18 protein-coding genes, 1 rRNA gene and 1 riboswitch are annotated in these 20,997 nt (G+C 46.3%); of the genes, 9 read left to right on the top strand and 10 right to left on the bottom strand.

What is annotated here, in order from left to right; translation table 11 throughout:
• The 3 genes from AC1RR2_RS07840 to mltA all read right to left on the bottom strand — a co-directional run.
• Positions 1–543, bottom strand: a 16S ribosomal RNA gene (locus tag AC1RR2_RS07840); the annotation flags it as partial.
• Between the two features lie 627 nt (positions 544–1,170).
• A complete protein-coding gene (locus AC1RR2_RS07835) occupies positions 1,171–1,947 on the bottom strand; it encodes an enoyl-CoA hydratase (protein WP_186892657.1) in 777 nt (258 codons plus the stop codon).
• Positions 1,948–1,974: 27 nt separating this feature from the next.
• Positions 1,975–3,201, bottom strand: a complete 1,227-nt coding sequence (mltA, locus tag AC1RR2_RS07830; protein ID WP_493221703.1) for a murein transglycosylase A — start codon at positions 3,199–3,201, stop codon at positions 1,975–1,977.
• Between the two features lie 12 nt (positions 3,202–3,213).
• Between mltA and AC1RR2_RS07825 the strand changes: the two genes are divergently transcribed.
• Positions 3,214–3,345: a hypothetical protein gene (locus tag AC1RR2_RS07825; RefSeq protein ID WP_493221702.1), complete on the top strand. Its 132-nt coding sequence runs from the start codon at positions 3,214–3,216 to the stop codon at positions 3,343–3,345.
• Between the two features lie 23 nt (positions 3,346–3,368).
• Here AC1RR2_RS07825 and apaG read toward each other — a convergent pair whose 3' ends face one another.
• Positions 3,369–3,743: a Co2+/Mg2+ efflux protein ApaG gene (gene apaG, locus AC1RR2_RS07820; protein ID WP_493221701.1), complete on the bottom strand. Its 375-nt coding sequence runs from the start codon at positions 3,741–3,743 to the stop codon at positions 3,369–3,371.
• A gap of 209 nt (positions 3,744–3,952) precedes the next feature.
• Here apaG and rpe point away from each other — a divergent pair, with 209 nt between their 5' ends.
• The 8 genes from rpe (at position 3,953) to trpC (ending at position 13,361) form a co-directional block, all read left to right on the top strand.
• Positions 3,953–4,621, top strand: coding sequence for a ribulose-phosphate 3-epimerase (gene rpe, locus AC1RR2_RS07815; RefSeq protein WP_493221700.1), 669 nt, complete (start codon positions 3,953–3,955; stop codon positions 4,619–4,621).
• A gap of 523 nt (positions 4,622–5,144) precedes the next feature.
• Positions 5,145–7,913, top strand: a complete 2,769-nt coding sequence (locus AC1RR2_RS07810) for a bifunctional diguanylate cyclase/phosphodiesterase (RefSeq protein WP_493221699.1) — start codon at positions 5,145–5,147, stop codon at positions 7,911–7,913.
• A gap of 70 nt (positions 7,914–7,983) precedes the next feature.
• Entirely contained in the window at positions 7,984–8,691 is a 708-nt protein-coding gene (locus AC1RR2_RS07805; RefSeq protein ID WP_493221698.1) for a phosphoglycolate phosphatase, read from the top strand.
• Positions 8,692–9,008: 317 nt separating this feature from the next.
• Entirely contained in the window at positions 9,009–10,505 is a 1,497-nt protein-coding gene (gene trpE, locus AC1RR2_RS07800; protein WP_493221697.1) for an anthranilate synthase component I, read from the top strand.
• Positions 10,506–10,507: 2 nt separating this feature from the next.
• Positions 10,508–10,915, top strand: a complete 408-nt coding sequence (locus AC1RR2_RS07795; protein WP_493221696.1) for a GxxExxY protein — start codon at positions 10,508–10,510, stop codon at positions 10,913–10,915.
• A 43-nt stretch (positions 10,916–10,958) separates the two neighbouring features.
• Complete coding sequence (locus AC1RR2_RS07790) at positions 10,959–11,525, top strand: anthranilate synthase component II (protein WP_493221695.1); 567 nt, start codon at positions 10,959–10,961, stop codon at positions 11,523–11,525.
• Between the two features lies 1 nt (position 11,526).
• Positions 11,527–12,558 carry an anthranilate phosphoribosyltransferase gene (gene trpD / locus AC1RR2_RS07785; protein ID WP_493221694.1) on the top strand — a complete coding sequence of 344 codons (1,032 nt, stop codon included), beginning with the start codon at positions 11,527–11,529 and terminating at the stop codon, positions 12,556–12,558.
• A 2-nt stretch (positions 12,559–12,560) separates the two neighbouring features.
• Positions 12,561–13,361: an indole-3-glycerol phosphate synthase TrpC gene (gene trpC, locus AC1RR2_RS07780; RefSeq protein ID WP_493221693.1), complete on the top strand. Its 801-nt coding sequence runs from the start codon at positions 12,561–12,563 to the stop codon at positions 13,359–13,361.
• A 506-nt stretch (positions 13,362–13,867) separates the two neighbouring features.
• Here the strand turns inward: trpC and AC1RR2_RS07775 are convergent.
• The 6 genes from AC1RR2_RS07775 to AC1RR2_RS07750 all read right to left on the bottom strand — a co-directional run bounded on the left by AC1RR2_RS07775 (position 13,868) and on the right by AC1RR2_RS07750 (position 20,957).
• Positions 13,868–15,211: a hypothetical protein gene (locus tag AC1RR2_RS07775; RefSeq protein WP_493221692.1), complete on the bottom strand. Its 1,344-nt coding sequence runs from the start codon at positions 15,209–15,211 to the stop codon at positions 13,868–13,870.
• A 98-nt stretch (positions 15,212–15,309) separates the two neighbouring features.
• Positions 15,310–16,140, bottom strand: coding sequence for a methylenetetrahydrofolate reductase [NAD(P)H] (gene metF, locus AC1RR2_RS07770; RefSeq protein WP_493221691.1), 831 nt, complete (start codon positions 16,138–16,140; stop codon positions 15,310–15,312).
• The gene (locus AC1RR2_RS07765; protein WP_493221690.1) at positions 16,127–16,480 is read right to left on the bottom strand and encodes a phage holin family protein; all 354 of its coding nucleotides are present in this window, start codon (positions 16,478–16,480) and stop codon (positions 16,127–16,129) included. Before AC1RR2_RS07765 ends, metF begins: the two co-directional genes overlap by 14 nt.
• A gap of 217 nt (positions 16,481–16,697) precedes the next feature.
• Positions 16,698–18,104, bottom strand: a complete 1,407-nt coding sequence (gene ahcY / locus AC1RR2_RS07760; RefSeq protein WP_493221689.1) for an adenosylhomocysteinase — start codon at positions 18,102–18,104, stop codon at positions 16,698–16,700.
• 39 nt (positions 18,105–18,143) lie between these two features.
• Positions 18,144–18,276: riboswitch (S-adenosyl-L-homocysteine riboswitch) on the bottom strand.
• Positions 18,277–18,363: 87 nt separating this feature from the next.
• Positions 18,364–18,906: an adenine phosphoribosyltransferase gene (locus AC1RR2_RS07755; protein ID WP_493221688.1), complete on the bottom strand. Its 543-nt coding sequence runs from the start codon at positions 18,904–18,906 to the stop codon at positions 18,364–18,366.
• Positions 18,907–18,974: 68 nt separating this feature from the next.
• The gene (locus tag AC1RR2_RS07750; RefSeq protein ID WP_493221687.1) at positions 18,975–20,957 is read right to left on the bottom strand and encodes a cation:proton antiporter; all 1,983 of its coding nucleotides are present in this window, start codon (positions 20,955–20,957) and stop codon (positions 18,975–18,977) included.
• Between the last annotated feature and the right edge of the window lie 40 nt (positions 20,958–20,997).

The raw sequence follows: 20,997 nt of genomic DNA, 5'->3' as shown, positions 1-20,997 counted from the left end.
GCTTGCACCCTACGTATTACCGCGGCTGCTGGCACGTAGTTAGCCGGTGCTTATTCTTCAGGTACCGTCATTAGCAAGCCGTATTAAGACTCACCGTTTCTTCCCTGACAAAAGAGCTTTACAACCCGAAGGCCTTCTTCACTCACGCGGCATTGCTGGATCAGGCTTGCGCCCATTGTCCAAAATTCCCCACTGCTGCCTCCCGTAGGAGTCTGGACCGTGTCTCAGTTCCAGTGTGGCTGGTCGTTCTCTCAAACCAGCTACTGATCGTCGCCTTGGTGAGCCTTTACCTCACCAACTAGCTAATCAGATATCGGCCACTCCATGAGCATGAGGTCTTGCGATCCCCCACTTTCAACCTTAGTTCGTATGCGGTATTAGCGTAACTTTCGCTACGTTATCCCCCACTCTAGGGTATGTTCCGATATATTACTCACCCGTTCGCCACTCGCCACCAGACCGAAGTCCGTGCTGCCGTTCGACTTGCATGTGTAAGGCATGCCGCCAGCGTTCAATCTGAGCCAGGATCAAACTCTTCAGTTTAATCTCTGTTACTTGTTTCCATTTCTGGAATCTGTTCTTTCGAACAGGTCGCTCACTCAAAATACTGACAGTTGTTTCAATAATTACTCATCAAAACGTCTTATCTTTACTTTTTGTGAACATTTGATATTTTTTAAGTTTCCTAACTACCGAAGTAGCTAGTCGCTTCATTATCAAGTGCCCACATTTATTGACTGTTAATTGTTAAAGATCTTCTTAATTCTTTTCCACTTAAACTCACCCGGAGGATTTTGTTTTTGCTACGAAGCGTTGTGTTCGTCAGCAGCAGAGAAACGAGATTATGCAGCACTTCTAACTTTCCGTCAACCCCCTGTTTTTACTACCGTTTAAATTTTAGTTTCTTCAACTTCAATTTAAACATCAGGAAATCATCGAACAACTGCTTGCATACCTTCTTATTTCAACCCCGCATTTCTGGGGGAGGCGAACTATAGCAAGCCTTACTTCTTTTTGGCAAGACTTATTTGGATAAACAGGATAAATCATATAAATCCCTCAGCTTTACCCGCCAGCTATAGAGTAAAAAACTTAACCACAAAAGAAAAGCGCCCCACAAGTGGGGCGCTTTTTAGAATATAACTTAATAGTTACAGCGGAGCCAACTAATCACTTATTCTGGAAATTGGCTGGTCGCTTTTCCAAAAATGCGCGCATCCCTTCGCGCTGATCATGCGTACCGAAGCTCGCATGGAATAAACGACGTTCATAATGAACACCTTCTGTTAAGCCAGATTCAAATGAACGGTTCACGGCATCTTTAATCATCATCACAACTGGCAAAGACATGGAAGCAATGGTCGTTGCAGCAGCTAAAGTCTCTTCCATTAATTTATCCAAAGGCACAACACGTGATACTAAGCCCGCACGTTCTGCTTCATTCGCATCCATCAAACGCGCAGTTAAACACAAGTCCATTGCCTTAGATTTGGAAATTGCACGAGGCAAGCGCTGAGTGCCACCGCAACCAGGCAGAGTGGCTAGCTTAATTTCTGGCTGTCCAAATTTTGCATTATCAGCAGCAATAATGAAATCACACATCATCGTCAATTCACAACCGCCGCCGAGAGCGTAACCCGCCACTGCCGCGATTACCGGTTTTCTCACGCGCAAAATATGCTCCCAGTTTTTAGTGACATAATTGCCGTTGTAAGCATCCATATAGTTATAGTCGACCATCGCCGCAATATCAGCACCTGCCGCAAAAGCTTTTTCACTACCAGTAATTACCATGCAGCCAATGTTCTCATCTTGATCGAAGGCGAATAAAGCATGCCCCAACTCATCCATCAATTGATCATTTAAGGCGTTCAAAGCTTTTGGTCGATTTAAAGTGATCACGCCAACTTTGTCTTTAGTCTCTACAAGTATGTTCTGGTATTCCATTTTGTTTACTCCAATAAATAAATGCGTTTAATTATTCTTGACTTCAAAAGCCTTAGGCAGCAATAACCACATTGCTCCGCGCTGCTTCATGCGGCCTGCCAATTCACCTGGTTCACGACCAAAGCCCCAGAAGAAATCGGCACGCACCGCTCCACGAATTGCACCGCCGGTATCTTGTGCCATCATTAATCTTTGCAGTGGATTACTGCTAAGTGGCATTGTAGTCGACAAAAATACCGGAGCGCCCAATGGCAATTGCGTTGGATCAACCGCAATCGATCTTTGAGGCACTAAGGGCACGCCCAAAGCGCCTTTCGGCCCTATGCTGGGGTCCAGCAATTTTTCCTCTTTAAAAAACACAACACTAGGATTGGCATTTAATAATTCTTCCTGACGAGCAGGATTTTTAGCAATCCAAGCTTTAATACCCTGCGCTGAGGCTTGGTCTAAAGTTAACTCTCCCTTATCGACCAGATAACGCCCAATAGATTTATACGGATGTCCGTTTTGGTCTGCATAGGCGACACGCACTGTTTCACCGGTATCATTTAACTGTACGCGACCAGAACCTTGTATCTGCAAGAAAAAAGCATCCACAGGATCATCAACCCAGACCAATTCTTTCCCGGCGAGGAAAGGCAAGATTTCCGCACGTGAAGCATAGGGAACAACTTTATTACCGACCAAACGTCCACGCAAACGCATATTCTTTAAATCGGGATAAACACTACCAAGATCAATCGTCAGCAAATCATTCGGCACCGCGTACAAAGCAGTCTGAAATACGCCCCCCTTGCTACGCGATCCTTTCAACAAAGGCTCATAATAACCAGTAACCATTCCCTCCGTTCCACCATCAAGATGCTTTACTTGATAAGGAGAGAAATTCATTTCAAAGAAGCCACGAATCGAAGTAACATCTTTCGCGTCCACATTCTTGAGCGAACTGCAAACTTCTTTCCATTCCGCCTTATTCTTCAGCGCGGAACAGGAATTAACGAATGCAGGCCAAGCCTCCCGTAAATCATCGTTGCCCCAACCTGGCATATCGGCGTAGGAACTTAATTTGTATGCCTGCGTGTAATTCGTGATCGGTGCCAACTTAGGCGGCACTGTCGGCGGCACTGTCGCCGTCACAGGCGGCGTTACCGGTTTTGGTTCCATAGGAAGTTGCTTCGGAGGCGTCGTACAAGCCGCCAAAGTCAAAATCAGCGATGCTGCTAAAATGCGTTTTTGTTCGAACAAAGAATTCATAAAGGATTAATTATGTGGTTATTGGCTGTCGAAGCTTTAGGTGCCTTTTGCTTATTTGCTTTTATCGTTTGGTGGACGATGTTCTCAGGGAAAAAACCATCGAATAAAAAAACGAAGAAAACTAGCGAAGCAGATAAAAACTAAGGCAAACCCGGGCAGCCTCAGGTTTAATGCAAAGTACGCGGCAAAGACAAAACGAATTCAGGAATTAGCGCATCAAATTTATGACCGTCTTCTGCAACACAGAAATAGGTCCCCTGCATCGTACCGTGCGGTGTTTCTAATGAGCTGCCGCTGGTGTACTCAAATGCCTCACCCGGTTTAAGTAAAGGCTGATGCCCCACTACCCCCAAACCCTGCACTTCATGCACTTTATTATTCGCGTCAGTAATGATCCAATGACGCGAAATCAATTGTGCCGGAATATCACCGGTATTTTTAATCGTGATCGTATAAGCGAATACAAAATGCGACTTATCCGGATTCGATTGTTCCTCTAGATACTGCGTCACGACCGACACTTTAAATTCATACTTAGTCATAAAACCTCGCCCAAATAATTAGCACATGCAAGAAAACAGGCAAATCACTCGCTAATTGTTTACTTATGTGTTTCCAGAAACCGCTCAAAACGAGCATCTTACAAGAGCACAGCAATCTGCGCAGGAGTAAAATAGCGGATTCAAGACATTTCGTCTGTCAAATCTATCATTTTGCATACTTATTTTGCACACTTAGCCGAGATTTCAATATGACAAGTTACCGTATCGCCCCCAGTATTCTCTCCGCGGACTTCGCTCGCCTTGGCGAGGAAGTTCGTAATGTCGTTGCCGCCGGTGCGGACATGATCCATTTTGACGTCATGGACAATCACTATGTGCCAAATTTGACGATAGGCCCTTTGGTCTGCGAAGCGATTCGCCCGCATGTGCAAGTGCCAATTGATGTGCATCTGATGGTAAAGCCTGTCGATCGCATCATTCCTGATTTTGCCAAAGCCGGTGCAAATATCATCAGCTTTCACCCAGAAGGCTCTGAACACATCGATCGCAGCCTGCAATTAATTCGCGATCACGGCTGCAAAGCAGGTCTGGTGTTTAATCCTGCAACGCCTTTGCATGTATTGGAACATGTGATGGATAAGCTCGATCTGATTCTTTTAATGTCGGTCAATCCTGGCTTTGGTGGGCAGTCTTTCATTCCGCACACTTTGAAAAAAATCGCTGCTGTACGCAAAATGATCGACGAATCTGGCCGCGATATTATGTTGCAAGTGGATGGTGGCGTGAAAGCAGACAATATTCGTGAAATCGCTGCGGCGGGTGCGGATACTTTTGTGGCCGGTTCTGCGATTTTTGGTAAGCCTGATTATAAGGCCGTGATTGATGCGATGCGGGCTGAGTTGGCTTTGGTGAGATAAATCGAAACAAAAATCAATCAGACAAGCAAAGGGGCAAATTGCAATCAGAAAAATTAAGCACTCCCGCCAAGCTCATACTCATTTCATAGTCGCTCCCAAGATGTATGACTTCTCTCGGCGCGAAATTTTAAGCCAGACTTACCGAATAATTTGAAAATTACACAAAGAAATACACTAGCAAAAGAAGAGAGTTGAGTGCACAAAAATTATTTTGTAAATGTATTTGACGTTCTCACACGTCAACTTCTTTGACATAGATCGTCTACATCACACGACCTATGTCAAAGAAGCAAAATCTAGTCTTTTTCAGTGCAATCATTCGGATTCAATTTGGCGCATCGCAGTAAACGCCAACATCCCATCTTACTGCCCCTTAGTACAATATGCCGGAGGAGAATGATTCCTTAAAATACATATGCTTACTCGAGGATTTCATCGTCGAATCGCGCCGTCGTCATTAAAAAGCAAGTGCTTGGGGATTTCTTTTTGAGCACAAATCAGGTAAACGCATGGGGTCGTTCCAGTGAAATTTTTGAAACAAACTTACTTAAATCGCACATATCCCATTCGTCTGCGCTTGCTGATGCTCGTCGCCTTGCCCTTATGCGCTCTGATCGTCGCACTCACTTACGATACCTATCAGCAATACAATAATAGTCTCGAGCAATCTTATCGAAGCGCAGCGATCATCCGCGCCATGTCTGGCGCGCAAACTGAAAAATTTCTAGCACAAAGCAAAGCAACGCTCAGCCAATTCGCACAAAGAAGCAAGGTAAAGGCACTCGATGCCACACAGTGCGATCCGGTGTTATCCGAATTTTTACGCTTACAAACAGCGTATCTCAACGTTTTCACGATAGACCTGAACGGGAAAGTTTTATGTAGCGGTTTACCTATAGCTTCTGACCAACTGATCAAAGTAGACCCACAACACTATTTGGATGACGTCAAACACAGCGGTCAATTCACGATAGGCAAACTACAAATTGATCTTATTTCAAAGCGTTGGACGTCGACTCTCGCGCTGCCGATTGTCGACGAGCATGCACAAATGATCGGTATAGTCGGTATGTCGATCGACTTGGTCAACTACCAACCTTTAATTTCCCCAAAAGACTTGCCAGCAAAAACTATTATCGGCATCTTCAATGGCGAGGGAAATATAGTCGCGCGCTCCGAAAATGCGGAACAAAGAGTAGGCAGGAAGGCCAATTCTTATTCCGTGCAACAGATTCTAGAAAAAAAAGAGGGGACCATCAGGGCAAATGACTACCAGAACATAGGCAGAATATTTAGCTTCGCACCGATTGCTAACTCCGACTGGATAATCTTCATAGGCCTACATGAAGAGGAAGTATTTGGACCCTTAAAACGTTTTGCACTGATACGCTTAGCATTCGGAGCATTCATTGTGTTAGTGGTCGTGCTTATTGCCATTCGGCTAGCGAAACGTATTGCGCAACCTGTTGAAAATATTTCCAAGACGATGGCACTTGTCGCGGCGGGCGCAACACAAGAACGAGCAACGATAGAAGGCCCCAAAGAGATCGCGCATATTGCTTTGCGACTTAATCATATGCTCGATGCGAGACAATTAGCCGAAGTCGCTTTGCGCCACAGTGAGGCTCGCTTTCATACGGCATTTGATACTAGCCCTGATGCGATTGCGATTACTAGTTTGGCCGATGGCAGATATGTCGAAGTCAATCCTGCTTTCTCAACGTTAACGGGCTGGAGCGCACAACAAGTAGTAGGAAAAACAGCACTAGAATTAAATGTCTGGCAATTCCCGGCTGAGCGTGAAAAATTCGTGAAGTCGCTATTGCAAGACGGTCAATGCGCCAATTTAGAAGCACAATTTCTCAACATGGATGGTCGTAGCTGGACCGGCTTAGTCTCCGCTCATTTGATGGAGGTAGAAAGAACAACTTGCATCTTATCCATCATCAAAGATATTACCGCGATTAAAGTCGCCGCGGACCAAATTCACAGTCTGTCGTTCTTAGATGGATTAACACACTTACCAAACCGCCGCCTATTGATGGATAGAACCACGCAAGCCATCACTGCTTGCGCGCGCCACCATCATTGTGGTGCGATTATGTACATCGATCTGGATGACTTCAAATCCATCAATGAAACGATTAGCTATGAACAAGGAGATGCATTTTTGATTGAAGTCGCGCAGCGCCTCAAATCCTGTGTGCGGGAAGCGGATACAGTAGCAAGAATCGGAGCGGATGAATTCGTCCTAGTATTGGAGCACCTAAGCACCAATTTGACTGAATCTGCGGCACAAGCTGAATTAATAGGCGACAAAATTCTTGAGACAGTACAAGAAAATTTCATGCTCGCGGGTAGCCCACAAAGTCGTAGCTGCAGCATAGGTGTGACTTTATTTTGTGAGCAGTTTGTCGATGCGCAAGAAGCTTTAAAACGTGCGGAACTTGCCATGCACAGAGCCAAATCGGCAGGGCGCAATACGATGTGTTTCTTTGACCCACAGATGCAAGCCGAAGTGAGTGCGCGAACCAAATTAGAGCGAGACTTAAAAACAGCCATTGCACAACACCAGATACTTCTGCATTACCAACCACAAGTTGCCAACGATGGTAGCATGGTCGGTGTAGAAGCATTAGTCAGATGGCACGAACCAGAGCGCGGCTTGATTTCGCCAGCGGCATTTATTCCTTTCGCGGAAGAATCTGGATTAATCCTGCCGTTAGGTCAGCGCGTGATAGAAATCGCCTGCACACAATTAGCAACATGGGCAAATCAAGCCAAATTTTCGCATTTAAGTATTGCAGTCAATGTCAGCGCTAAACAATTTCATCAAGCCGATTTTGTGTCACAGGTACAGCACGTACTACAACAAAGCAAAGCCAATCCACACAAACTCAAACTGGAAATTACCGAAAGCATGCTGGTTACCGATATAGAACAAGTCATTGCCAAAATGAACGAACTAAAAACGATCGGTGTGGGTTTCTCTATGGATGATTTTGGCACTGGCTATTCCTCTCTTTCCTATCTCAAGCGCTTACCTTTGGATCAGCTCAAGATTGATCAAAGCTTTGTACGTGATATTTTGGTCGATGCCAATGATGCTGCCATTGCCAAAATGGTCATCGCTCTTGCAGAAAGTATGGGCTTAGTGGTAATCGCGGAGGGCGTAGAAACCCAAGCACAGCGTGAGAAACTACAAGCTCTGGGATGCAGTCATTTCCAAGGCTATTTATTCAGCAAACCCTTGCCTATCGATCAGCTCGAAAAAAATTATTTGAAGATCTAAGCTAAAATCTTGACTTATTAAATTTTGCCCGAGCAACCCCGACTTGGAGTTTTCTCCTCAAATCGCTTCAATGAATAAGTTTCAAGATATTCGCGCTGCCATCATCGACCTAGACGGCACCATGCTCGACACCGCACCCGATTTTTTAGTCGCCATCAATCGCATGCGTGCAGAATTTTCATTGCCAGAATTAGACATCGTCACGATCACCAATTTCGTCGGCAAAGGCTCAGAAAATCTCATCCTGCGCGTGCTATCAAACGATTTCGAACCAGATCAAGTTGAACAACATTTTGAAAAAGCAATGGCGAGCTACCAACAGCATTATCTGGCAATCAATGGGGACTACAGCACTTTCTATCCGAATGTCATCGAAGGCTTACAGGAACTCAAGGCGCAGGGATTACGTCTGGCCTGTGTGACGAACAAGCCCATCTCTTTCACCACGCCGCTGCTGGCTAAAAAAGGCTTGAGCGATTTTTTTGAAATCGTGTACGGTGGTGATTCTTTGGCGAGAAAAAAGCCCGATCCTTTACCACTGTTACAAGTTTGCCTCGATTTTCACCTAGCACCAGCGCAAGTGGTTGCGATCGGCGATTCTTCGAATGACGCCAAAGCAGCACGCGCTGCAGGTTGTCCAGTGCTAACCGTACCGTATGGCTACAATCACGGCGAGGCTGTACAAACTATTGAAAGTGATGGTATAGTCGAAACCTTACTGAGCGCTGCACAATTTTTACTCAGTAGAAAAAACCTAATAATTTCATCAAGCTTCTAACAAAATTAGAATGTTCCTCGATAAGAAACGTCCATCAACTACTCCAGGCACTTTTGAGGCCTGGCTATGGCGACGCTGGCAATTTAACTGACCAGCGTGGGCGCTTTCGTCTGTGTGTCTGAGTTTTATCCAAACCCTGATTCGCGCCAACGACGTTTTTTCATCTCTCGTCATCTTTGACAAGATTCTGTAAGTTTTCGCTGTACCGTTTCGACCTTTTGATTTCATATTCTAGAGCTAGCCTCGTCTGCATTGCTGACGTCTGGCACTGATCGAATGTGATCTCGTCGGTCAAACACATTTAACGCACAAACATCATGACTGAACTCGAATTTAAATCCTTGGCCGCACAAGGCTACAATCGTATCCCGATGATCGCAGAAGCCTTTGCAGATCTGGAGACACCACTCACGCTCTACCTGAAACTGGCGCAAGCCACCAATGGCGGCAAAAATAGCTTTTTGCTGGAATCGGTCAAAGGCGGCGAACGCTTCGGTCGTTATTCCTTCATCGGCTTACCAGCTTCAACCGTGGTGCGCTCCACTGGCTTTCACACCGAAGTCATCAGAAACGCACAAGTGATAGAAACGCATGAAGGCAATCCTTTGGATTTCATCGCCGAATATCAGTCGCGTTTCCGCGTTGCATTGCGCCCTGGCTTACCGCGTTTTTGCGGAGGTCTGGCTGGCTACTTCGGTTACGACGCTGTACGTTATGTGGAAAAGCGTTTAGAAAAAACTGCGCCCAAAGATGATCTCGGTTTGCCTGATATCCAGCTCCTGCTGACCGAAGAACTTGCGGTGATTGATAATGTCTCTGGCAAATTGTATTTGATCGTCTATGCCGATCCGACTCATGCTGAAGCTTGGAGTAAAGCGCGTCAACGCTTGAAAGATTTACGTGCAATGTTACGCCGCAGCGTCGACGTGCCTGTCACCTCCGCCTCGGTGCGCACCGAAGCGATCCGTGATTTCGCCAAAGAAGATTATTTGAAAGCCGTGCTGAAAGCCAAGAAATACATCATGGCGGGCGATTTGATGCAAGTACAAATCGGTCAGCGCATCAAGAAACCTTATGTCGATTCACCGCTGTCTTTGTATCGCGCACTGCGCTCGATAAATCCTTCCCCCTACATGTATTTCTACAACTTCGGTGACATGCACATCATCGGTGCCTCACCAGAAATTTTAGTGCGCAACGAACAACTCAGCGATGGTAATAAAAAAGTCACGATACGTCCTTTAGCAGGAACACGTCCACGCGGAGCAACACCAGAGCGCGATGAAGAACTCGCAGTGGAATTATTAGCTGATCCAAAAGAGATCGCTGAACACGTGATGTTGATCGATTTAGCGCGCAACGATATCGGCCGTATCGCCCAAACTGGCAGCGTTAAGCTCACCGAAAAAATGGTAATTGAAAAGTATTCGCACGTTCAACACATCGTCTCCAATGTGGAAGGTTTATTGCAGCCGAATATGTCGAATCTGGATGTACTCAAAGCCACCTTCCCTGCAGGGACTTTATCAGGTGCCCCAAAAGTGCGCGCGATGGAATTGATTGATGAACTCGAACCTGTCAAACGCGGCATCTACGGCGGTGCTTGCGGGTACTTGTCGTTTGGTGGCGAAATGGATTTGGCGATTGCGATCCGCACCGGTGTGCTTAAAGATGGAATGCTCTACGTACAAGCCGCAGCTGGCGTGGTTGCCGATTCTGTGCCTGAAATGGAATGGCAAGAAACTGAGAACAAAGCCCGCGCCATGTTGCGTGCCGCTGAACAAGTACAAGATGGGTTGGATGGGGAGATTTGATTGTGAATTTTAAAACCTCTCAACACAGAGACACAGAGGAACAGAGAAAAGCTTTGAGTGAACAAGTGATAGGTGCAGCAATTGAAGTACACCGAACACTCGGCCCAGGCTTGCTTGAAAGTGCCTATGAAAACTGTCTTTGTCATGAGCTGTTTTTGAGAGGTCTAAAATTCCAACGCCAACTTGCTTTAAATGTCGTATACAAAGGAATCAATATTGAGAACGCGTATCGGTTAGATATTGTGGTTGAAAACAACTTAATCTTGGAACTGAAAGCGATCGAAACACTAACGCCACTTCATCACGCTCAACTATTGACCTATTTACGACTATCCGGAATTCCAACCGGACTACTTATTAATTTTATGGTGCCTGTATTAAAAAATGGCATCAAACGAGTTTCTCTGTGAATCTCCATTTCTCTGTGTCTCTGTGTTGAGAGGTTTAAATAAAATGCTACTAATGATAGACAACTACGATTCCTTCACTTACAACCTCGTGCAATATTTTGCTGAGTTGGATGAGGAAGTTCGCACTTATCGTAATGATGAAATTACGCTGGAAGAGATCGAGGTGATGAAGCCTGATCGCATTTGTATTTCGCCTGGGCCTTGCACCCCTTTGGAAGCGGGCATTTCTGTGCCTGTTCTCAAACGCTTTGCTGGTGAAATTCCTATTCTCGGTGTTTGCCTTGGCCACCAAAGTATCGCTGAAGCCTTTGGCGGCAAAGTCATTCGCGCTAAAGAAGTCATGCATGGTAAGACTTCGCCAATTGCACACACAGGCGTTGGCGTGTTCAGCGATTTGCCTAGCCCTTACACCGTCACACGATATCACTCACTGGCGATTGAGCGTTCTAGTTTGCCCGATTGTTTGGAAGTCACCGCATGGACTGAAGATGGTGAAATCATGGGCGTGCGTCACAAAACTTTTGATTTGCAGGGTGTGCAATTCCACCCTGAATCAATTTTATCGGAACACGGTCATGCATTGTTGAAGAATTTTTTATTGGGGAAATAAGATGACGATCTCACAGCAAGAAGCTTTAACCCGCCTCATCGAACATCGCGAAATTTTCCACGATGAGATGTTGTCGCTGTTCCGCAAAATCATGGGTGGCGAAATGTCACCGATCATGATCGCAGCACTCACCATGGGCCTGCGCGTCAAGAAAGAAAGCATAGGTGAAATCACCGCCGCAGCACAAGTGATGCGCGAGTTTTCGACTAAAGTACCAATGGCGAATACCAAGAATTTGATTGATATCGTTGGCACCGGGGGCGATGGCGCACACACCTTTAATATTTCTACCGCATCGATGTTCGTCACCGCTGCTGCAGGCGCACGCGTTGCAAAGCATGGCGGTCGCAGCGTGTCGTCTTCATCCGGTAGTGCTGACGTACTCGAATCGCTGGGGGTGAATATCAACTTACAACCAGAACAAATCGCGCAATCCATCGCGCAAACTAATATCGGTTTTATGTTCGCGCCAAATCATCACGCGGCGATGAAACATGCTGCGCCTGTACGACGCGAGCTCGGTGTGCGTACGATTTTCAATATTCTGGGTCCGCTGACGAATCCGGCTGGGGCACCGAATATTTTGATGGGTGTGTTTCATCCTGATCTGGTCGGCATTCAAGTACGCGTCTTGCAACGCTTAGGCGCACAACATGCGATCGTCGTCTGGGGTCGCGACAATATGGATGAAGTGTCGCTCGGCGCGCCCACCATGGTCGGCGAATTAGTGAATGGTGAAATCCGCGAATACGATATTCATCCAGAAGATTTTGGTCTGCAAATGGTTTCAAATCGTAGCTTGAAAGTATCGGGCGCAGAGGAATCGAAAGCACGCATTCTCGATGTCTTAAACAATGTACCAGGACCAGCAACCGATATCGTCAGCCTGAATGCAGGCGCGGCTTTGTATGGCGCGGGCATTGCTGATTCGATAGCCGATGGCGTGAAAAAAGCACAAGCCGCTATCGCCTCTGGTGCGGCTTTGCATAAGCTGCATCAACTTATCGAAGTAACGCATCAGTTAGGTAAATAAACATGTCAGACATACTCAATAAAATTCTCGAAGTCAAAACCGAAGAAGTCGCACGCGACAAGAAAGTACAGAGTTACACCAGCTTGCGTGCCGACGTTGAAAGTAACAAAGAAGCACAGCAAAATTTACGCGGATTTGAGGCCAGCCTGCGCAATAAAATTGCGCTAGGCAAAGCGGCAGTTATCGCGGAAATCAAGAAAGCCTCACCGTCGAAAGGCGTGATACGTGAAAATTTTCTGCCCGCGGAGATTGCCGCAAGTTACGCACACCATGGCGCTGCTTGTTTATCTGTATTAACCGACGAAGTGTTTTTCCAAGGCGCGCCTATCTATTTGCAACAGGCACGAGCAGCATGCGCTTTGCCAGTATTACGCAAAGACTTCATGATAGATCCTTATCAAGTGTACCAAGCGAGAAGTTGGGGCGCAGATTGCATTTTGTTGATCGTCGCCGCTCTTGATCACGGCTTAATGGCAGAACTCGAAGCCTGCGCACATGAACTCGGTATGGGCGTATTGGTTGAAGTACACAACGGTGAAGAGTTAGACGCCGCTTTAAAACTGAAAACGGATCTGCTCGGTATCAATAATCGCAATCTGCGCACTTTTGATGTCACACTCGATACGACATTGGGCTTGCTGCCACGTATTCCCGGTGGCAAACTCGTCATCACAGAATCAGGCATTATGAATAAAACAGACGTGCAGCGCATGCGTGATGCGAATGTGCATAGTTTCTTGGTGGGCGAGGCGTTTATGCGCGCGCCGGAGCCGGGCGTAGAGTTAGAGAAACTGTTTTTCTGATTTGCGCTAACAACGCTCAATTTATTTTAGCTGCATTGCCACGCAAAAAACCAAGGCTAGGGTCGTAATGCCGTTCAGATCAGCGAACAAGGTGCTTAGTTATACTTCAAAACCCCTCAACGCCAAGACGCAGAATCGCCGAAGAGCGCAGAGAAAAGCGACTATCTTACTGGTTTTCTCCGCGTGTCTCTGCGCCTCAGCGTCTCGGCGTTGAGGGGTTTTCATTTTTGTCTAAAGCTACAAAGTCAATTCGGATAAAATCTCGCATTTTCTCGCAGAGATGTTCTCATTTTCCCCCTAACTGAACGGCATTACGGCTAGGGTCGTGTTTATTACATGCGCGGTTTCATTTTATATTCGCACAAGCTCAATATAAGTTACGCCAAATATTTTTTCAAATCACTCTAATTATTAGCACCCGATTGGAAGACTCAATGCAAACCCTGGTGCAATAGCTGCATTTCAAATCAAGCGAATCGCGATTGACAAACAAAACACAAGTTAAGCTACCTTTTACTAGCTTGCGCCGCCTTTTGTGCCTCGCGTGATATGCGTACTAATTCAGCACGCGACAATGGATATTGATCAAGCTCAAGCCGATATTGCCTTAATTCACCCTCGCTCAGCATTTTTTTGCCCAGATCAAATCGATTTAGATGTTCACGACAGGCTAGCAGCATGCCCTCTTGGGACTTTAATTGGAGCTCACTTTTCTTCGCCCGATCTCGCCACATAGCGTTTATAGCTAGAATTTCTTCTTGCATGGCTTGGGTCTTGGTTTTATCCCAACCAAGATTTTCGCCCATTTTTCTGGCGATTCCGAAATCAATTATGGATCCATCTTGACGCAGTAATTGCTGCGTTATTTCCTCACACATCTGACGTCGATTGCCGTCGGCGAGGAGGACTCCCTTACATGCATTTACAATTAGTGAATAATGTAGCAATGGTGACTTAGCCCACAACTGCCAAGGCAAGTTTTGCATTCGTGCTTGCGCCAATGAATCTTCTTTTGGGACAAGCTGCTCAGGTAGATAAGAAGAAACATCAATATAGGAGTCGAATCGTTTTGCCTTCGAAAGTTTGTAAAGCGCATTAGCAATCATGCTTTGATTTTCTGCAGCACTAGCTTGACTTAGCTCCTGCAAAACGTGCATCCAAGCAATACCATTTTCTGGATCACGACTTGCCCACTGCGTAGCATTAATCTGGGTACAAAAACCTCCTTGCGCGGCTAACGGCTTGCAAGCGTTATACGCCATCGCATACAATTTTGGATCAGGTGAATACACCGCCATCTTAGCAATTGCATCAATCCTCGATTTCGCAGCGTTTTCTACCACCATCGACAATTGTGCTTCACAGTCTTCATTGCTCTCACAATTTGGATGTGTGTCTAAGAACCGATCGCGCGCCTTACTTTGTTGCATCTCAGCCTGCAACACCAATGCACTCGCTTTTTGCCGGGCATCACCCGTTTGCAAAATCTGCGTAAGCGCTTGTTCAATGGCAGGATCTGCTTGCCGCAAATGTCGTTCCAAGATTGACTCCATGGCTTTCGCGAGTCGAGCTTGATCAGATGTCTTAATGATGTCGCTGCAAATATCTGGTTCATCGTGAGTGCGCGTTTTTTCAGATTCTGAATCACTAGATTTCTGCGCGAGCGACGCGCTTGCGACAGACTTCGAATTCGAATCAGAATTTAACCGTGCAAACCATCCATAGGTATCGTCAACAGCGCTAGTCGAAGCATCGCGATGGCGGATATCGCTGCCCCACCACAAACTCAGTATTAAGAAAAGCATTACGAACAAGAGCCAAAGTTTTTTGTAGCGCCAAGGTGATTTCATACTGAGCGGATTCCGATTTAGCCAAACAAAAAAGCCACGGCAAAGCGATCTTCACCGTGGCATCTAGCTTACACTGTTTTGCTTATTCTATTGACTAACTAGTTCACCAATCTTTTCCAAATCGCCGTCGTCGCAGCAGCCTGATTCAAAGAGTAGAAATGCAAACCCGGTGCACCGCCAGCCAGCAAGCGTTCACACATTTGCGTCACGACATCCAAACCAAAAGCTTTGATCGATGCGCTATCGTCACCGTAGCTTGCCAACTTCAAGCGCACCCAACGAGGGATCTCTGCGCCGCACATTTCTGAGAAGCGCATGAGTTGACTGCTATTCGTAATCGGCATGATGCCTGCGACGATAGGCACATTCACACCTGCCTTTTGCGCATTCTCTACAAATTGAAAATACGCATCGGCATTGTAGAAATACTGCGTAATCGCAGCATTCGCACCAGCTTGTATCTTACGCACGAAGTTCTGCAAATCGTCTTGTGGTGACTTTGCTTGCGGATGCATTTCTGGATAGGCGGCAACTTCGATATGGAACCAGTCGCCTGTTTCGGCGCGAATAAATTCGACGAGTTCATTCGCATAACGGAACTCACCGCCCATACCATAGCCGCTGGGCAGATCGCCACGCAATGCGACTAAGCGATGGATGTCTTGCGCTTGATAGGTTTTGAGAATTTGACGAATCGAATCACGGGTACCGCCAACACAAGACAGATGCGGCGCGGCATCAAAACCTTCTTTACGGATTTCGACAACCGTATCCAAAGTCCCCTGTTGCGTGGTACCACCGGCACCAAAAGTCACCGAAAAATACTTAGGATTAAGCTCTGCCAATTTGGCACGTGTTACCCGTAATTTTTCGGTTCCTTCTTCCGTCTTAGGCGGAAAGAATTCAATACTAAAATTATGTGGTTTCATTGTTTGAGAGAAGTAAGGTGGAGAGTGTCCATGAGATCACGCTATACAACAAGGCTCCAAAAACCGCTGACCAAAATCCGGCAACATGGAAGCCATCAAACATACTGGCGACCGCCCAAAACATTAGTCCATTAATCACAAAAATAAACAAACCCAGACTTAAGACGGTCACAGGTAAAGTGAGGATTAATAAGATGGGACGGATTACGGTATTCACGAAACCCAAAACCACAGCGACTAACAAAGCAGTAGTGAAACTATCGATGGTGATCGAGCTGAGTAAATAAGGTAGCGCTAATAGCGCCAGTGCGTTGATTAACCAGGTAGCGAGTAAGCGCATGGGATCTCCTTTTGTTTTACTCCCTTCTCCCGCAAGCGGGAGAAGGGTTGGGGATGAGGGTGTTGAACGATCAATATCCAGTATTCATTTGCATCTACTACGAGTACAACAAATTTCTAAATCACTTTTCTATCTACTGAACCGCCCTCACCCCAACCCTCTCCCGCATGCGGGAGAGGGGGCTTTGAAACCCAAATTGAATTTGGGCCATCCTTTATTAATAGCGATAATGTTCCGGCTTATACGGGCCTTCTTTTTTCACACCGATATAATTCGCTTGCTCATCCGTCAAAACGCTCAGTTGCGCATTGAGTTTTTTCAATTGCAAACGCGCGACTTTTTCGTCGAGATGTTTCGGCAAGGTGTAAACACCCACTGGATATTGTGCCGTATTGCAGAACAATTCGATTTGCGCAATCGTTTGATTGGCGAAAGAAGAACTCATCACATACGATGGATGACCAGTGCCACAACCGAGGTTGACCAGACGTCCTTCGGCCAACAAGATGATGCGACGGCCACTTGGGAAAATCACGTGATCCACTTGTGGTTTAATATTTTCCCACTTGTATTGTTTGAGAGCCGCAACGTCGATTTCATTATCGAAGTGACCGATGTTACAAACGATCGCTTGATCCTTCATCTTCAACATGTGTTCATGTGAAATCACATGATAGTTACCCGTCGTCGTCACGAAGATATCGCCGTGTTCACAAGCATAGTCCATAGTCACAACGCGATAGCCTTCCATCGCTGCTTGCAATGCGCAGATAGGATCGATTTCTGTCACCCAGACTTGTGCAGACAATGCACGCATCGCTTGCGCGGAACCTTTACCTACATCACCGTAACCAGCGATGACAGCGACTTTACCAGCGATCATGACGTCAGTTGCGCGCTTGATACCATCAACTAAAGATTCGCGGCAGCCATACAAATTATCGAACTTAGATTTGGTGACAGAGTCATTGACATTGATCGCTGGGAAAGCGAGCTTGCCTTCTTTATGCATTTGGTACAAACGATGCACGCCAGTTGTCGTTTCTTCTGTCACACCTTTGATGGCCGCTAAGCGCTTAGAGTACCAAGTCGCGTCAACTGCTAAGTGTTTTTTGATGGAATTAAACAGACAGGTTTCTTCTTCTGAACCTGGGTTGTTCAACACCGAGATATCGGACTCAGCGCGTGTTCCGAGGTGCAGCAACAAAGTTGCATCGCCACCGTCATCCAAAATCATGTTGGAGTAACCACCATCGGTCCAATCGAAAATGCGATGCGTGAATTCCCAATACTCATCCAAGTTTTCGCCTTTAAATGCGAACACTGGTGTGCCGCCAGCAGCAATTGCCGCAGCAGCATGATCTTGTGTTGAATAGATATTGCAGGATGCCCAACGTACTTGCGCGCCGAGTGCATTCAGAGTTTCGATCAGCACCGCAGTCTGAATCGTCATGTGTAACGAACCAGTAATGCGTGCGCCTTTCAAAGGCTGGCTAGCAGCGAATTCTTCACGAATTGCCATCAAGCCGGGCATTTCTGTTTCTGCGATTTGAATTTCTTTACGACCCCAGTCAGCCAAGCTTAAGTCAGCGACGTAGAAATCTTGTGTGGTTTGAGATGTCATGATGGTGGCGTTCTCACGCCCTCCTTTCTAGTGAAAAAAGTAACGTGAGCGCAGTTGCTGTGAGTGTGATTGCTAATATTTCCTAGCTATCCACTCGTCTAATCCAAGCCTGGCAGTTGGTTTCATATCGAGGTATGACATCCGAAAAACTGTCGCAGCGCTCCTTGGAGAGATCGGAGTATAACTCAATTCAAGTTAGCTAGTTAAGCCCCTGAAAAATATTTGCTTAAATTTTATGCAATTCAAAACAAGCGCGAACTCAGTGTCCGGCAAAATCGCATACTTTAAAAACCGGCAAACCGCTCTCCTCTATCAGTCTTGAGCCCCCAAGTTCAGGCAAATCCACAATCACCGCACCTTCAACCACAGTTGCACCCAGGCGCTCTAAGAGCTTTTTACCTGCCATCATCGTGCCCCCCGTTGCGATCAAATCATCTATCAATAACACTCGATCACCGCTTTTACATGCATCAGTATGCAACTCAACGGTGGCACTACCGTACTCTAGTTCGTATTGTTCTGAGACCGTGGTAAAAGGTAATTTACCTTTTTTTCGAATCGGGACAAAACCTAAATTCAATTCATAGGCCACCACCGAACCGAGAATAAAACCACGCGCATCTAAACCAGCAATCAGATCAAGCTTGGCATCTGCATAGCGCGCCAAGAAAATATCAATCAAAACACGAAACACTTTAGGATCTTGCAGCAAAGGCGTGATGTCGCGGAACTGTATTCCCGGCTGCGGCCAATCAGGCACGGTGCGTATGTGTTCTTTAATATAGGTATTCACATTGATCATGGCGACACTCTTTCTAATATTTTTCTATGTTGTTTGCTACTGAATTCACCTTATTCAGTTCGTGCTCTTCACTTCAGCAATCGTTGTTCAGCGCGAGCTACGCCTTCAGCAGTGCCTCGCAAAACCACCACATCCGCCACTTGTAGAAGCAGATCAGCAGTCGGTTCCAAGCGATTCTTACCGCGTCGAATTGTCGTGACGTCGACTTCAAATTCACTCAGATTTAAATCATCGATCGCTTTACCTAAGGCTTTCAATCTTTCAGTGAGCACGACCGTATGCAATCGAATTTGCATATTTTCAGCATCGTCCGCAGCGTCACTTGCGCCACGGAAGAATCCCCGCAGCGATTCGTAACGCGCATACCGAGCTGCCTGCACCGTATGTACCACGCGGCGCAGGGGCACACCGAGTAATACCATGGCGTGTGACGCCAACATCAAACTACCTTCCATAGAATCCGGCACGACTTCGGTCGCTCCAGCGGCGCGTAATTTTTCTAAATCGGTATCATCATGGCTGCGCACCACCACTGGCAAACTAGGATTTAATTCATGCACTAAATGAAGAATCTTTAAGGCCGAAGGGGTATTGGTATAGGTAATCACCAAGGCTGCCGCGCGGTTAATACCGGCCGCCGTCAAACTCTCGCGCCGCGCGGCATCACCGTAGGAAACATTAGCACCAGCGGTTTGCGCTTCACTGATACGATCCGGGTCCAAATCGAGTGCATGATAATCAATTTTTTCTTCGGTCAACAAATGCGCCAGACTCTGTCCACTACGCCCGAATCCAGCAATGATCACATGCTTTTTGATCGTCATCGTTCTGGCGGCAATTTGCGTCAAAGCGAGTGATTGCATCATCCATTCATTCGAGGACAATTTCAAAACTATCCAATCGGATTTAGCCAAAATAAAAGGTGAAATCAACATCGACAACACCATAGACGCCAGGATTAATTGCAGTAATAAGGGATCAATCAAGTTTAATCCGCCAGCCTGATTCAACAAGACAAAACCGAATTCACCTGCCTGAGCCAGTCCTAGACCAGTACGCAAAGCAACACTGCTTGGACATTTAAACAGTCGAGCTAAAGCAAAGATTAAACCGAATTTAAGTAAGACTGGGCCTGTCAACAAAATCAAAATCAGCCAACCATATTCCACAATCAACTCTAGATTCAAAAGCATGCCGACCGTGATGAAAAACAGGCCTAATAAAACATCACGAAAAGATTTAATGTCCTCTTCAACCTGATGTTTATATTCTGTTTCTGAAATCAACATACCTGCGACAAAGGCACCGAGAGCCAGGGATAAACCAGCCTTTTCAGTTAACCAGGCAGCACCTAAAGTAAACAACAACAAGTTCAACATGAATAATTCCTGCGAGCGGCGTCGGACAACAATCGCAAACCACTTGCGCACAACTTTCTGGCCAACGAAGAACAACAGGAACAGCACCAGTACCGCTTTACCTCCCGCCATTGCCAGGCTCATCGATAAATTCTCAGCATTGGATGCCAGTGCTGGCACTAAAATTAATAAGGGAACAACCGCCAAATCCTGGAACAACAAGACACTAATAATTTGACGCCCATGTGGACTCTCCAACTCCAATTTTTCCGTCAACATTTTGGAAACAATCGCGGTGGAAGACATAGATAGGGCACCGCCTATGGCGAAAGCCGCTTCCCAGGTCATATCAAAATACTGTGGCAAAATGATAGCGGCCCCCATACACAAAGCCATCGCCAGAACAATGGTAAATATAACTTGCGCCATGCCCAAACCAAATACAGCGCGGCGCATAGAAATAAGTTTGGCCAGTGAGAACTCAAGGCCGATAGAAAACATCAAAAACACTACGCCAAATTCAGCTAACAAATGTGTCGTCGAACTCTCTTGCGCCCATCCCAAAGCATGCGGTCCAATTACAATACCGACCGCCAGATAGCCTAGCATGGGCGGCAAATTCAACATGCGTAAAGCAACCACGCCGAGTACAGCGCTGCTGAGCAAAAGTAAAGTGGTATCGAGAGCATTCATGTGTTCTATTATTACTGATTATGCTGGCTCGTAGGGATAG

Source organism: Undibacterium sp. GW821-FHT11H02 (assembly GCF_058808015.1).
Note: the sequence above shows the minus strand (reverse complement) of the source record. Positions and strands in the feature narration are given on the sequence as shown.